We start from the raw sequence: 12,893 nt of genomic DNA on the forward strand, positions 1-12,893 counted from the left end.
CGTTGTTGCGCGAGCCCCAGGTGGCGCTGCCGTGCGGCTCGTTCTTCAGATCGATGCCGATCACCCGCGGCGCGCGGGTGTAGCGGTTGGCGACGAAGCGCAGATCCGACAGCCACTGCGCCTCGCTGTAATTCGAGGTGTACCAGAGCTCGGCAATGCTGTTGCAATCGGCCCGGTGATGGTCGAGCAGGATGTACATGCCCTGACGATTCAGCTCGGTGATCACTGCGTCGAGCACAGCCAGCGAGTTCTTGCCGGCAAGGTCCGGGTTCAGGCTGTAGTCGATGCTGCTGGTCGTCATCCCGTGCAAGGTGGCCGGACAGAACGGCAGGCGTACGGCATTGAAGCCCTGATCCTTCATCTGCTGGATCATCTGCTTCCAGTTCCGCGCCCACAGGCCGTGAACCGTGTAGTTGGTGGTTTCGAAGCCGAACCAGTTGACGCCCTTCAGTTGCACGACAGCACCGCTGTCGTTGTAGATCGTCCGGCCGCTGACCGAGTACGCAACGGCGTCCTGCTGCACGATCATGAGCGCGGCCATCAGTACCGCGGCCCAGAGCTTCTTCATTGCCATCCGTGTCGCGCTGCGGTTCGATGAACCGCATAGCGGCCGCGACTATCGTGACCTGCAGCATCCTGCCGACGAATGGTTGTTAGTTACCGCGGAGCGCTTGTTCGATGAAGCGCTTCGGCACTCGCGTCTTCGGCACCTGGTTGAGAAACCAGCGCTGCACATTGGTATCGATGCCGATGCCGTGCATGTAGTTGTAGAGCGCCTTGTTCAGGCTGACGCCGAGCGCATCGTGATCGACACCGGTCGGGTCGATGAAGCCGATGTCGTTCTTCGCGAAGCCGCCCGCCGCCTGCGGCACCAGCTGCACGCCGTACTCCGCAGGGTTGAGGCCGACCGGCGAATGCACCGTGCAGGTGAAGCGGTGGAAGTAGCCGGATTGCAGGCAACCTTCCTCGAACAGCTGGCGCACGTATTCGAGCGCGTCGACGGTGTCCTGCACAGTCTGCGTCGGGAAGCCGTACATCAGATAGGCGTGGACCAGCACGCCGGCCTCGCTGAACGCCTGCGTGACCCGCGCGACCTGCGCCACCGAGACGCCTTTCTTCATCAGATCCAGCAGCCGATCGGACGCCACTTCCAGGCCACCGGAAATGGCGATGCAGCCGCTGTCGGCCAGCAGCTGACACAGCTCCGGGTTGAAGGATTTCTCGAAGCGGATGTTGCCCCACCAGGAAATGGAGACCTTGCGGCGCAGCAGTTCCAGCGCCAGCGCTTTGAGCACTTTCGGCGGCGCAGCTTCGTCGACGAAATGGAAGCCGGTCTGGCCGGTCTCGGCGATGATCGCTTCGATGCGATCGACCAAAGTCGTCGCGCTCGCCGCGTCGTAGCGGGAAATGTAGTCGAGGCTGATGTCGCAGAAGCTGCACTTCTTCCAGTAACAACCATGGGCGATGGTCAGCTTGTTCCAGCGCCCATCCGACCACAGCCGGTGCATCGGGTTGAGCATGTCGAGCAGCGACAAGTACTGCGTGATCGGCAGCCCGTCCCAGGTCGGCGTGCCGACCTCGTTGAACGGGATGTCGGTCTCGGTCGCGCCATTGAGATAGCGCACCGTGCCGGCTTCATCGCGAACGAACGCACGGCACAGCTGCTCGCGCGGACGCTTGCCGGCCAGATGATCGAGCAGCGCCAGCAGCGGCCGCTCGCCGGCGTCGAGCGTGACGTAATCGAAATAGTCGAACACTCGCGGCTCGGCCAGCTCGCGCAGCTCGGTGTTGACGTAACCGCCGCCGAGGCCGATGACGATGCTCGGGTTCTGAGCCTTGATCGTCTGGGCGATCCGGAACGCCGCGTACACCGCTCCCGGAAACGGCACCGAGATCAGCACCACGGTCGGCGCGTGCTCGGCGAGCGCGGCCAGGGTCAGCTCATGCAGCAAGGTGTCGACGAGGTTCAGCGGTGCGGCCAGCGCATCGGCCAGCAGATCGAAACTCGGCTGGCTGGCCGCCAGCTTCTCCGCATAGCGAACGAACTCGAAGCGCGGATCGATGGCATCCCGCAGCACATCGGCGAGATCGTTCAGATACAGCGTCGCCAGATGCCGCGCCCGATCGTTGATGCCCAGCGCGCCGAACGCCCAGGCCAGCGGATCGCCGCCGTCGTCGTCGACATAGACATCGAGCGAAGCAAAGCGCGGGCCTTCCGGCAGGAAGCGGCGCGTGACGATGCGGCTGGCAAGCGTCGCATCGCGGCCCTGCAGGAAGGCGATCACCGGCGCGATCGTCGCCGCGTAGCGCTCGTACTGCGCGACGAAGGATTCGACCGGCGCCGTGTGGATCAGCGTCGGCTGCGCCTTGATCGCCTCTTGAATGGAAGCGAGCCCGGACTGGCTCAGCAGCCGCAGCACCAGCTTCAGCGCCAGATCATCTTGGCGCGCATCGACGCCATGCAGGCGCAGGAAGCCGGTGAGATAGGCCGTCGAGGGGTAGGGCGTGTTCAGCTGCGTCATCGGCGGAATCAGCGACAGCACGCGCGGGGCGGCAGTCGTGATTCCGCTGATGGCGCTCATCGGCTTGATTGAAGTGCTGAAGCTCAGGCCGGGCCTTGGGCCAGCAGCGCCGCAACCGCCGGCTCCATCGCCAGCAGGCCATGGGCGCGGCCGATCGCCAGCGCATCGTCGGTGGTGGTGCCCTGCAGCCAGGCAGCCCGCAGCGCGAACAGGGCGCCAACGCGGTTGTTGCTCGCGCAATGGACCACGGTGTTGCCGCCGCCGGTCTCGCCGAGCAGCTTGTCGAAAGCCTTGACGTTGGCCAGGGTCAGCTCGTGCGGGCCGGCTATCGGCAGATTCGCGTAGGCCATGCCGCAGCTCGCGGCGGTGGCGGCTTCGTCGAACTCGCCCTGCTCGGCGCGCGGCCGCAGATTGATGACGTGCTTCACACCGGCGTCCTTGAGCGCTGCGAACTGCTCGGGTGCCACGGCGCCCGACGTCCACAGGTTCTCGGTCGGGTGCTTCTCGTTCAGCAGATTCAGGCTGGTCATGGTCGTGGTGCGCCGGTGGCGAATGGGGAGCGAAAGTGTAAGCGCTGGCGCTGCGATGCAGTGCGCGTCCTCGCTGACCGCTGGGGCGCGAACCGCTACGCTCCCGGCATCTCAGCCGACCGGATGCCCGCCGTGGATTTCAGCCTTGCCCCCGAACTCGAAGCGCTCAAGCAGAAGGTGCGTGACTTCATCGCCGACGAAGTCATCGCCTACGAGACCGACGAGCGCGTTACCCATCACGGCCCCACCGATGGCCTGCGTGACGAACTAGTCATCAAGGCTCGCCGTGCTGGCCTGCTGACGCCACACGCCTCGCGCGAACTTGGCGGCCTGGGCCTGAGCCACGTCGAGAAAGCCATTGTCTTCGAGGAAGCCGGCTATTCCACGCTCGGGCCGATCGCGATGAACATCGCCGCACCGGACGAAGGCAACATCCACCTGATGGAAGTGGTGGCCACCGAGTCACAGAAGGCGCGCTGGCTGGAGCCACTCGTCGCCGGCCACACCCGCTCCTGCTTCTGCATGACCGAGCCCGCGCCCGGCGCCGGTGCCGATCCCTCGATGCTGAAAACCACCGCCGTGCGCGATGGCGATCACTACGTCGTCAACGGCACCAAGTGGTTCATCACCGGCGCTCACGGCTCGGCGTTCGCCATCATCATGGCGCGCATGGAAGACGGCAGCGCCACCATGCTGCTCAGCGACATGGATCGCGACGGCATCATCCTCGAACGCCAGATGGACGCGCTGGACCGCTGCTTCACCGGCGGCCACGCCGTGGTCCGTTTCGAGAACCTGCGTATCCCCGTGGAAGACGTGCTCGGCGAAGTCGGCCAGGGCTTTCGCTACGCCCAGGTGCGCCTGGCACCGGCCAGACTCACACACTGCATGCGCTGGCTCGGCCAGGCTCGCCGCGCCCATGACATCGCCACCCAATACGCCCGCGAACGCCAGGCTTTCGGCAAATCACTGGGCAGCCACGAAGGCGTGGGCTTCATGCTCGCCGACAACGAAATGGACCTGCACATCAGCCGCCTGAGCATCGCCCACTGCGCCTGGGTGCTCGACCAGGGGCACGCCGGCAAGGCCGAATCCAGCCGCACCAAGGTCATCGTCTCCGAAGCCATCTGGCGAGTCATCGACCGCAGCGCCCAGATCCTCGGCGGCAAGGGCGTGACCGGCGAAACCATCGTCTCCCGCATCTTCGCCGACGCGAGGGGCTTCAGGATCTATGACGGCCCGAGCGAGGTGCATCGCTGGAGTCTGGCGCGGGGGATTTTGAAGGGGAGGGAGTGAGGGTTCTGCTTTAGACGCGGATCAATTCATGCTTAGAACTCTTAAAAATGACCATCTCCAAAACTCCAGATTATTACAGACCATCGCTAGCTTCTCGTTTACTGACAACCCAATACCTAGGTTCTGAATTGCTGCAAGCAACTGGTTTCTTAGTTGTTCATAACGAACTCCCGTACTTGATCAGCAATTGGCATGTTTTTGCTGGACTGGCTCCCAATTTGGTTGGTGGTCGAACAATTCTTGATTCCAAAGGTTGTAGACTTCCAGATGCCGTGAAAATTAGGCACGTTCGCAGCGGTGATTATGTAAATTTCATAGAGTCTACAGAGAGCCTCGTTGATGAGTCAGGGCCGCTTTGGCTTGAGCATCCAGAACATGGGTCAATGGTAGATATTGGAGCTCTTCCTCTAACACAAATAAAAGATGTTGAAATTATTGCCCACGATCCGTGGATGCCTATGTTCATACAAATTGGCGTCGGTGACGATCTTACTATCGTAGGGTATCCATTTGGCGTGCAAAGTCATGGTTTTGCTATATGGACACGTGGACACATAGCAAGTGAATTCGATCTTGACTATCAAGATCTTCCTTGCTTTTTGATTGATAGTCGAACTCGTGAGGGTCAATCTGGATCCCCGGCAATTTTCTTTAGGACGGGTTCTTACTTCGGAAAATTTGGGGAGATTATGATGGTCAAGAGGTCCGCCGAATTGGTTCTCACTCCAGGCCAACCAATCCCCGAAGATTATGTTGTTCCTCACTCGAATGTCACTGAGCAGTTTCTCGGAATTTATTCTGGAAGAATCGACAAAGAATCGGACCTTGGTCGAGTTTGGAGACCTTCTGCAATCCGCGATGTAATTGAACGAGGTGTTAGAGCTAAAATCTAATTTAGGGCCGTAGGGCGGGAAAGCCGTAGGCGTATCCCGCCTTTCGAGGGCGCCGACTCCTCCATTTGGCGGGATGCGCGGCCAAACAGCCGGCCGCTTTCCCGCCCTACGTTCTGGGGCGGATAACATATCGAGAGGGACAACCAATGGACGATTCAAAGCGGCGGTTGCTTTGGCACGGGATGTTCCTGTTCCTGCTGGGCCTGTTCACCGGGCTCGCTGAAACCAGCTTCAGCAATATCCGCATGGGGCTGGCGGCTCACCTTGAAGGCGTCATGAACGGCACCTTCCTGTTGGCGCTGGGCGCTGTCTGGGCCGAGGTCCGCCTGGGGACTCGACTCAAGGGGGCAACGTATTGGCTCGTTCTGTATGGGGCCTACGCAAACTGGGCTGTCACGACCTTGGCTGCGATCTTCGGCACGGGTGCCTTGTCCCCCGTCACCGCGCCCGGTCTCAGTGCCGCACCCTGGCAAGAGCAGCTGATACAGGGCGGGTTCATGAGCGTCGGCTTCGCAATCATCGGTGCAGCGGTGTTGGTCCTTTGGGGTTTGCGTCGCTCTGCCTCGTCGTGAGGGCCAAGGGCGGGAACGCCGTAGGCGCATCCCGCCTTCCGAGACACCGACGGCTCCACATGGCGGGATGCGTGACCATACAGCCGGCCACTTTCCCGCCCTACATTCGACATTTTGTTTGTGCTGAGGAGATTCCCATGTACATCCCACCCGGCTTCAACACCGTCACGCCGTACTTCTTCGTCCAGAACGCGGAGACCTTCATCAGCTTCCTGATCAACGGCCTCGGCGGCACGGAAACCTGCCGGACGATGCGGCCGGATGGCTTGGTCGCCAATGTTCAGGTGGTGCTGGGTACGTCGACAGTGATGGTCAGCGAATCATCGAAAGGTTATCCGGCCATGAGTGGCTCGTACTACCTGTACGTCGAGAACGCGGACGCTTCGATGGCGCGGGCGATCAAGCACGGTGCGGTGCTGGAGATGGCGGTACAGAACATGCCGTACGGCGATCGGCAGGGTGGCGTTCGGGACGCTCACGGCAACATCTGGTGGATTTCCGAGCGGATTGTCCACGCGCCTTATACGGCCTAAGCCGTCGATGAATGCGCTCCTGGAAGCAACTGCGGCTCTCGCGTGGTTGCCGTCTTCGCAGTTTGACCATGCGTCCGAAGGCTTGTAGACGGTACGTCAGAGACGTATAGTCCGCCATGTTCACCGTCATCGAGACTCCCACGTTCTCGCGGCTCTGCGCCGACTACTGGACAGAGGAAGAGCGAGGTGCCTTTGCGGCATGGATCGCGGGCCACGCTGAAGCGGGCGATGTCATTCCGGGTGCTGGTGGCTGCAGAAAGGTGCGTTGGTCCCGAGCGGGTATGGGCAAGCGTGGTGGCGTGCGTGTCATCCATTACAACCAGCTCGCCGACGGGCGCATCTACTTGCTGCTCATTTACGCCAAGGGCGTGCAGGACAACATCGCGCCTCAGGTACTACTCAAGATCAAGGAGGCCCTCAATGCCGATGACTGAAAAGAAGTTGAAGGCTCGGGATGCCAAGCGAGATCTCGGTGCCGAGTTGCTGGCGTCCGTGCTGGAAATGAAGTCAGAAAAAATAGGGCGCGTGCATGAGATCGCCCTTTCGGAGGTCACACAGGCGCGGGCCAAGTCAGGGCTGTCCCAGTCGCAGTTTGCGCAGGTGCTGGGCGTCTCGCCGCGTACGCTCCAGGAGTGGGAGCAAGGTCGACGCAAGCCCTCGGGTGCCGCCCAGTCCTTGCTGGCCATTGCGGCCAAGCGGCCAGACGTTATTCGGGAAGTCTTCCAGTCCTAGCCCTACGTCGCCCGAGTCGCTGATTACACAGCACGGCGGGACACGCCAAAGGCGGTCCCGCCTTGTTTCAAGCCACGATCAGAACTGGAAGCGCACGCCGCCGCGCACCGAGCTGTAGTCGGACTCGCTGAAGTCGTCCTGCAGGTTGGTGTAGCGGTATTCGCCGAACAGGCTGGTTTCGCGGGTGATCTTGTAGCTCAGGCCCACGAGCATATCGACGCCGTCGGCGCGGGCGCTGTCGTTGTTGTTGTTCTCTGGCTCCAGGCTGATGTAGCCGAGGCGGCCGTAGATCTGGGCGCGGCGTGAAGGATTGAATTCGATGAGGCCGCCGACGTCGTAGCCGGTGGCTTTGCCGTTGGTGGTGTCGCCCAGGTAGGTGGTATCGACCTGCTGGTTGACGTAGTGCGCGTAGCCACCCAGCTTGAATTCGGGGGACAGCGGCATCAGCAGGCCGCCGCCGAGGCGGAATTCGTCGAGCTTGTACTTCACGGTGGAGCCGGCGAACTGGTCATCGGCATTGGCGTAGGTGTATTCGCCGCCGAGGAACAGGCCAGGACCGAAGAAGATCTTGCCGCGTACGCCGAGGTCGTAGCCATCCGGGTTGGTGGCGTCGAAGCCATCGTCGATGGTCTGGAAGTTGGCGCCGGCGAAGGCCGAGACGTCGACCGTCGGGTTGCCGTAGCCATCGTCGTTGTTGCCGCGACCGTGTCCGCGGCCGTCCGCGTAGGTCGACAACGGGGCGATGACGACTGCCATCGAGATCAACACTTTGTTCAGGTTCTTGGACATGGTCATGGTCGCTGCGCGGGGTCCTGTGATGGCCCGGATTGGGCCGTTGCGTGCCGGGTCGCTGCACGCTCCCAGAGCTTGGGAGCAGCTGCGTCATCGAGCGACGCAAGATTGGCCGTTCGAAGCTGAGCGCTTCCTGAACGGCTCCATCACTTTCTACACGAAGCACCGGCAGGGCCGTGTCGACCCTGCCGCGAGACCTCAGTTCTTCGGCGGATTGATCCGGATCGTGTATTCGCCAACCGTGGTGTTCTTGACCTTCGGCATCGCGAACATGCCGGCGCCCTTCGGCAGCGGTTCCGCCACGGTCTGGATCAGGGTGAACACCGCGGGCGTGCCGTCCGGAATCTCGGCACCGGAGGTGGACGTGGAGATGATGCCGCTCCAGCTACCGCTGCCTCGGACTTCTTCGCGCAGCACCAGGATGGCGTTCGTGTGCACGCCGCAGGCGCCGAGCCAGCCGATCTCGTAGCTCAGCGTCGCGTCCTTCGGCGCCTTGTATTCGATCTTGATCGGCTGCTGATCCTTGAGCACCTCGCCGGCCTTGAACGGCACGCTGACGCCGGGCGCGCTGAAGAACACGTCATGCACGCGCAGGTATTCGGCCATGGTGTCCGGCGGAATCAGCTTGCAGCGGGCGTTGGAGACATCCGGCTTGATGATCGGCGCGGCCATGCTGGCAAGCGGCGCGGCGAGCAGGCCGAGGCCGAGGCCGAGCGTGGTGGTGGCGAGGATGCGCAGGCTTGGCGTGGCGTGGATCGACATCGGCATGACTCCGGTGGGTGGTCTTGTCTGGATAGACGCGAAGCAGCGAGCGATCACGACAGGCTGGCGGTTCAGCGCCGGTACGGTGCGTCGTCGTAGCCGAGGTAGGGCGGCTGTTGCCAAGCTGGCGCAGATCGTTGCCGCAGCGGCAGGCCCGGATAGCCATCGGCACAGCGGACGGTGCTGCGGAAGCTGCCGCCATCGAGGCTGCCCGCCGTATGACCACCACCGCGCAGGCCGCGGCCATCGTTCCAGCCGCAAGGGCCGGGATCGAAGCCGTAGCGGGTTCCGTAGCTGCCGTAAGCGTTGCCAGCGCCGTAGTCGGCATCGAGACCCAGCCGGCTGCCGGCGCCGGTCAGCGCGCGTGGCTCGACACCTTCCGGCAAGCGGCCGTTCCAGCCCTGGGCATCGGCCGCCTGTTCGGTGGAACCCTGCAAGCTGCGGCGCGGTGATTCGGCCTGAACCAGACCGGCGAGACTCAGGCCGAGCAGCGTGCCTCCGATCAGCAAGCGGCCGCGCATGCTTATTCCTCGAACCATTCCGGCGAGCGGCTCGCCAGTTCCTTCACTGAAGCTTCGATCAGCGCCCGCACCGCCTTGTCGACGCTTTCGTTGCTGCTGACCGACGCGCCGCCGTCCGGCGTCAGATCGCCGAGCGATTTGCCGGTGGTCTTCGACATCACCGTGTCCACCGCCGAACCGATGCCGGCGATGCTGAAGCCGCCGGACGACAGTTTCTTGGTGACGTTGACGGCGTCGAGCACGTCGCCATTGCCGGCGTCGAGCACGCGCACGTCCATGCCGATGCTGCCCTTGCTCTTGTTGCCGCCCAGGGTCACGCCGGCTACGGTCAGTGCGCCGTCGCTGCCGCCGCCATCGGCGTTGGCTTCCGAGATCACCGCCTCGAAGATCAACTGCGCGCCGCGCAATTGCTGGCTGGCGACGTTGCCGGTCGACGCGCCACTTGCATTCAACTGATGCTCCTGCGAGACGCCGCCAGCGAGGTTGCTGCGCTCCACCACGCGGAAGCGGCGGCTCTTGACCAGCGCCGTGGTGAACATGTCGGTGGCGGCGCGCACATTGAGTTCGCTGACCGCGCTGCGTACTTCGTAGACGGTGACCGACACCTTGCGCTTGACCTTCGGCACGCCCACCGATTCCAGCTCCTTCGAGTTCTCGGTGTCGTCCACCACCGCCTTGCTGGCGGCGTAGCTGTGCATCGGCAATGTGCTGGCGCCAGCCAGCGCGATCAGCGCAAAAACGGAAAGTGGCTTGCGGAACATGACGGGCTCCTGTGTTGCGAATGTGTGTTGCGAATGGGGGGATCAGTACGGCGTGGGCGCCGGCGTTTCGGTGTTCTGCTGCGGCCAGCCGTTGCTGCCATTGGCGCCGCCGCCAAATGCGGATGGGTCGACGTTGGTCTTTGGCGGTTTGGTGAAGGTCTTGCCGCTGCTGTACGGATTCGCGGTGCCCGCGCCTTGCGTCTGGCCACGGCCGGCGAAGCTGCCGCCCTGGATGCCGCCGGCCTGTCCGCTGCCATAAGCCTGACTGCTGCCGTAGCCGCTGCCGTAACCGCTGCCGGAAGCGCCATAGCCATTCGATGGCGCTGTCGACTGGCCACTCCAGCCGCGTGCTGCGGCTGGCGGCGCGGGCTGCTGTGGCTGCGCATAGGGATCGTTCGAGTAGGTGCCGGGCGCGTCGTAGCCAGGGGCCGGATTGGGGTAGGCGGTGCTGAATTCCTCACCGCTCGGCGTGTCGGCCGCGTGCCCAGCCTGGGCCGCGCTTCCGGCCAGCAGCAGTGCAAGCGCAAGGTGACGGTGGAAGCGCAGGTTCATGGCGGCTCTCGGCAGGCGGGTTCGATGAGCTTCGAACCCTTCTGCTTGAACAGACGTGGTGGCGGCGAAAATCACGACACGCGCCCTACGGCGCCAGACACTGCCGCACCCGCCCTTCGGCCTGCGCCTGCTGGCAGGCGACGAAGCTGGGGCGATCCGGACACTGGACGATGCCGCGCTGTGGTGTCGGCGCGCAGGTCCGTGGCGGCTGAGCCGTGATCGGCGGCGGCAGATTCTGCGGCAAGCGCTGGGTGTAGCCCTGCGGCGCGGGTGCCGGAACAGGGACTGGCATCGGCGCTGGCACCGGCATGGGCATTGGCATCGGGGCAGGCGCCGGAACTTCGGCATCGCGACGCCCCGGAATGCGGATCGGTGGCGGACGGCGGCCATCGCTCTCCGGTGTCGCGCCCGGTGCCGGTGCCGGCAGCGTCTGCGGAAGGTTCCGCGGGATCTGTGTCGACACGCTTCCGCCGTCGATCGGCTGCGTCAGCAGCACGCGATAGGGATTGCGCGAAATCCCGCCGCGGATATTGGCGTTGTTCTGCCGTTCCAGCCGGGTCAGCATCGCGGCATTGCCGACGCCGTTGGCGCCCTTGAAGCTGTAGCCCCTCGCATCCTCACCGGGTGAGCGATAGGCGACGATATTGAGCGAGGCTTTCAACAGCGCGTCCACCTGCTGATCGCAGTCCTGCTGAATGTCGCGGTAAGCCTGCAGAACGCTCGGGTTGTGGTAGTCGGCATCGAGCACGTGCGGATATTTTTCGGAATAAGCGTCCTTCCGGTACTCGCAGTCGACCATCGCCTGCTGCACGGCGGTGACGCATTGCTCCTTGTCCTTCGGTCCGCACTTCAGCTCCGGGTGCAGGCTCTCGTGGATGCTGGCGTTGATCGCCGCCAGCTGCGCCTGCTGCTTGCGATAGGCGGCGATGTCCGCCGCGACCCGGGCCTGCGCCTGCGCACGCGCGGTGCCGGTGAGATCCGGATACGCGGCTTCGGCCATCTGCACCGCCTTGGCGGCCTGGGCACGCGCCTGGGCGCCGGCCTGGAAGGGATCCATCGGCGCCAGCGTGTCGCCGGCCACCTGCGGCCACAGCTTGGTCGCGCGGTCGCCGATCGAATCGAACGGGAACTGCGCGCCTTCGCGGTGATCGAGGCTGTAGATGCTGGGCGTCATGCCGCCGGTGTCGGTGCCGTAGAGCACATACGAAGCCCTCTTCAGCGGCGCCTTGGCGAGGCTTGCCGGCACGTCGGCGGGCAGGTTCAGCGTCAGGTTCTGCTCGTTCCAGGCAGCGGCGGCTTCGGCGCGTTTGCGAACCGCCTCGACCACGGCGTACTCGAAAAGCCGCTGCCGCACGCGCTGCTTGAAGCCGTTGTTGGCGAACATCGTGTCGCTGGTCGTGGTGCCGTCGATCATGTCGTCGCAGGCGCGCCTGGCCTTGTCGGGCGACATCGTGTGAGTGTCGAAATAGGCGCGGCAGCCTTCACGCGAGCCTTCGATGTTGGCCCACATGCCCGGCTGCGGATTGGGAGAGTAGAAGCCGTCGGTCTTCCGTACCCAGTCGCGGAACGTCGACAGATAGCCGGCGACGTTCGAAACCTCATAGCTGTAGTTGATCGCGAAATAGACGTCCGGCGGCATGTGCTTGTGCTGGCCAGACAGATAGTCACCGAGGTTGGAAATGCCATCGATGACCGCGTCGCCCGGGTTCTTCAGCACGCCGAGCGCGCCCTTGACGATGCTCTTCGCCGCATCCCACACCGGCCCGCCGCAGGCGTTGCCGATGTTGTCGATCGAGCTGACCACCTGCTTGACGGTATCGACCGACAGGCCGGCATCGGTCAGCCCGCAGCCGCAGGACAGCGCGCCGGTCACGAAGCTCACGCCGGGCAGGTTGCGCATCGCCGAGCCCTGCAACTCGCCCTTGGCGACCAAGTAAAGCTGCTGCTTGGCCGGTGCCGGCAGGATCGGGATCAGGCTCAGGCCGTTGGCGATCGGCGCTGCGACGGTGTCGTAGATCGCACCTTCGCAGGCCGGCTGGTGGGTCGGCAGCACGCCGGCATTGGCGACGCCGATGACCACGCCCATGCCGACCACATGCGGCGTCGACGTGAAGTTGGCGACGCATTGCGCACCCGTCGGGCTGGCGACGAAGGCCAGCGCCTTGGCGCCGACCGTGGCCTGCAGATAGAAGCCCTTGCCGACGCTGGACGCGCAGTCCCAGGCGTCATCGAAGACCGTGGCCCGGGCAGCCGGTGCCAGCAGCAGGAAGACGAGAGCCGCGAACAGGCGGCGGTACAACGCTGGCAGGCCGGACATGCAATTCCCCGTGTCGATGAACGTTCACAGGGATAGACGCGCTGGCCCGGCCAATCACGACAAATGCGTGGAACCGAGGCTCGGCATTCGCAGGGCGGCCCGTGGCCGCC

At 63.8% G+C, this 12,893-nt stretch carries 15 protein-coding genes; 6 read left to right on the top strand and 9 right to left on the bottom strand.

Annotated elements, in window-relative coordinates:
- From Q0D45_RS05300 to Q0D45_RS05310, 3 genes are all read right to left on the bottom strand, one after another.
- Positions 1–574, bottom strand: a 574-nt coding sequence (locus tag Q0D45_RS05300; RefSeq protein WP_293389473.1) for a glycoside hydrolase family 5 protein, incomplete at its 3' end; no start/stop codon positions are given.
- Between the two features lie 79 nt (positions 575–653).
- A complete protein-coding gene (locus Q0D45_RS05305) occupies positions 654–2,582 on the bottom strand; it encodes a radical SAM protein (protein WP_293389475.1) in 1,929 nt (642 codons plus the stop codon).
- Positions 2,583–2,605: 23 nt separating this feature from the next.
- On the bottom strand, positions 2,606–3,052 hold the full coding sequence (locus tag Q0D45_RS05310) for a protein tyrosine phosphatase family protein (protein ID WP_293389478.1): 447 nt from the start codon (positions 3,050–3,052) through the stop codon (positions 2,606–2,608).
- A 132-nt stretch (positions 3,053–3,184) separates the two neighbouring features.
- Between Q0D45_RS05310 and Q0D45_RS05315 the strand changes: the two genes are divergently transcribed.
- The 6 genes from Q0D45_RS05315 (at position 3,185) to Q0D45_RS05340 (ending at position 7,078) form a co-directional block, all read left to right on the top strand.
- Positions 3,185–4,348 (top strand): acyl-CoA dehydrogenase family protein, encoded by a 1,164-nt coding sequence (locus Q0D45_RS05315; protein WP_293389481.1) that lies wholly within the window; start codon positions 3,185–3,187, stop codon positions 4,346–4,348.
- A gap of 47 nt (positions 4,349–4,395) precedes the next feature.
- A complete protein-coding gene (locus tag Q0D45_RS05320) occupies positions 4,396–5,241 on the top strand; it encodes a hypothetical protein (protein WP_293389484.1) in 846 nt (281 codons plus the stop codon).
- 146 nt (positions 5,242–5,387) lie between these two features.
- Positions 5,388–5,813, top strand: a complete 426-nt coding sequence (locus tag Q0D45_RS05325; protein ID WP_293389486.1) for a hypothetical protein — start codon at positions 5,388–5,390, stop codon at positions 5,811–5,813.
- Between the two features lie 137 nt (positions 5,814–5,950).
- A complete protein-coding gene (locus Q0D45_RS05330; RefSeq protein WP_293389488.1) occupies positions 5,951–6,346 on the top strand; it encodes a VOC family protein in 396 nt (131 codons plus the stop codon).
- Between the two features lie 116 nt (positions 6,347–6,462).
- Positions 6,463–6,780, top strand: coding sequence for a transcriptional regulator (locus tag Q0D45_RS05335; RefSeq protein ID WP_293389490.1), 318 nt, complete (start codon positions 6,463–6,465; stop codon positions 6,778–6,780).
- A complete protein-coding gene (locus tag Q0D45_RS05340) occupies positions 6,767–7,078 on the top strand; it encodes a helix-turn-helix domain-containing protein (RefSeq protein WP_293389493.1) in 312 nt (103 codons plus the stop codon). Before Q0D45_RS05335 ends, Q0D45_RS05340 begins: the two co-directional genes overlap by 14 nt.
- A 78-nt stretch (positions 7,079–7,156) precedes the next feature.
- Here Q0D45_RS05340 and Q0D45_RS05345 read toward each other — a convergent pair whose 3' ends face one another.
- The 6 genes from Q0D45_RS05345 to Q0D45_RS05370 all read right to left on the bottom strand — a co-directional run bounded on the left by Q0D45_RS05345 (position 7,157) and on the right by Q0D45_RS05370 (position 12,783).
- Positions 7,157–7,867, bottom strand: coding sequence for an outer membrane beta-barrel protein (locus tag Q0D45_RS05345; protein WP_293389496.1), 711 nt, complete (start codon positions 7,865–7,867; stop codon positions 7,157–7,159).
- 201 nt (positions 7,868–8,068) lie between these two features.
- Positions 8,069–8,632 carry a hypothetical protein gene (locus tag Q0D45_RS05350; protein ID WP_293389499.1) on the bottom strand — a complete coding sequence of 188 codons (564 nt, stop codon included), beginning with the start codon at positions 8,630–8,632 and terminating at the stop codon, positions 8,069–8,071.
- 71 nt (positions 8,633–8,703) lie between these two features.
- Positions 8,704–9,153: a hypothetical protein gene (locus tag Q0D45_RS05355; RefSeq protein WP_293389501.1), complete on the bottom strand. Its 450-nt coding sequence runs from the start codon at positions 9,151–9,153 to the stop codon at positions 8,704–8,706.
- Positions 9,154–9,155: 2 nt separating this feature from the next.
- Positions 9,156–9,914, bottom strand: a complete 759-nt coding sequence (locus Q0D45_RS05360) for a CsgG/HfaB family protein (RefSeq protein WP_293389504.1) — start codon at positions 9,912–9,914, stop codon at positions 9,156–9,158.
- 42 nt (positions 9,915–9,956) lie between these two features.
- Complete coding sequence (locus Q0D45_RS05365; protein ID WP_293389507.1) at positions 9,957–10,466, bottom strand: hypothetical protein; 510 nt, start codon at positions 10,464–10,466, stop codon at positions 9,957–9,959.
- Positions 10,467–10,551: 85 nt separating this feature from the next.
- Positions 10,552–12,783: a hypothetical protein gene (locus Q0D45_RS05370; RefSeq protein WP_293389510.1), complete on the bottom strand. Its 2,232-nt coding sequence runs from the start codon at positions 12,781–12,783 to the stop codon at positions 10,552–10,554.
- Positions 12,784–12,893: the final 110 nt, after the last annotated feature.

The sequence above is a fragment of the Nevskia sp. genome (assembly GCF_023266035.1).
Taxonomy (GTDB): domain Bacteria; phylum Pseudomonadota; class Gammaproteobacteria; order Nevskiales; family Nevskiaceae; genus Nevskia.

Excerpts from the sequence above, each read along its gene's own strand:
- Q0D45_RS05365 (WP_293389507.1), bottom strand. The coding sequence starts at position 10,466 with ATGAACCTGCGCTTCCACCGTCACCTTGCGCTTGCACTGCTGCTGGCC.
- Q0D45_RS05355 (WP_293389501.1), bottom strand. The coding sequence starts at position 9,153 with ATGCGCGGCCGCTTGCTGATCGGAGGCACGCTGCTCGGCCTGAGTCTC.
- Q0D45_RS05345 (WP_293389496.1), bottom strand. The coding sequence starts at position 7,867 with ATGTCCAAGAACCTGAACAAAGTGTTGATCTCGATGGCAGTCGTCATC.
- Q0D45_RS05340 (WP_293389493.1), top strand. The coding sequence starts at position 6,767 with ATGCCGATGACTGAAAAGAAGTTGAAGGCTCGGGATGCCAAGCGAGAT.
- Q0D45_RS05310 (WP_293389478.1), bottom strand. The coding sequence starts at position 3,052 with ATGACCAGCCTGAATCTGCTGAACGAGAAGCACCCGACCGAGAACCTG.
- Q0D45_RS05330 (WP_293389488.1), top strand. The coding sequence starts at position 5,951 with ATGTACATCCCACCCGGCTTCAACACCGTCACGCCGTACTTCTTCGTC.
- Q0D45_RS05335 (WP_293389490.1), top strand. The coding sequence starts at position 6,463 with ATGTTCACCGTCATCGAGACTCCCACGTTCTCGCGGCTCTGCGCCGAC.
- Q0D45_RS05350 (WP_293389499.1), bottom strand. The coding sequence starts at position 8,632 with ATGTCGATCCACGCCACGCCAAGCCTGCGCATCCTCGCCACCACCACG.
- Q0D45_RS05370 (WP_293389510.1), bottom strand. The coding sequence starts at position 12,783 with ATGTCCGGCCTGCCAGCGTTGTACCGCCGCCTGTTCGCGGCTCTCGTC.
- Q0D45_RS05320 (WP_293389484.1), top strand. The coding sequence starts at position 4,396 with ATGACCATCTCCAAAACTCCAGATTATTACAGACCATCGCTAGCTTCT.
- Q0D45_RS05305 (WP_293389475.1), bottom strand. The coding sequence starts at position 2,582 with ATGAGCGCCATCAGCGGAATCACGACTGCCGCCCCGCGCGTGCTGTCG.
- Q0D45_RS05360 (WP_293389504.1), bottom strand. The coding sequence starts at position 9,914 with ATGTTCCGCAAGCCACTTTCCGTTTTTGCGCTGATCGCGCTGGCTGGC.
- Q0D45_RS05325 (WP_293389486.1), top strand. The coding sequence starts at position 5,388 with ATGGACGATTCAAAGCGGCGGTTGCTTTGGCACGGGATGTTCCTGTTC.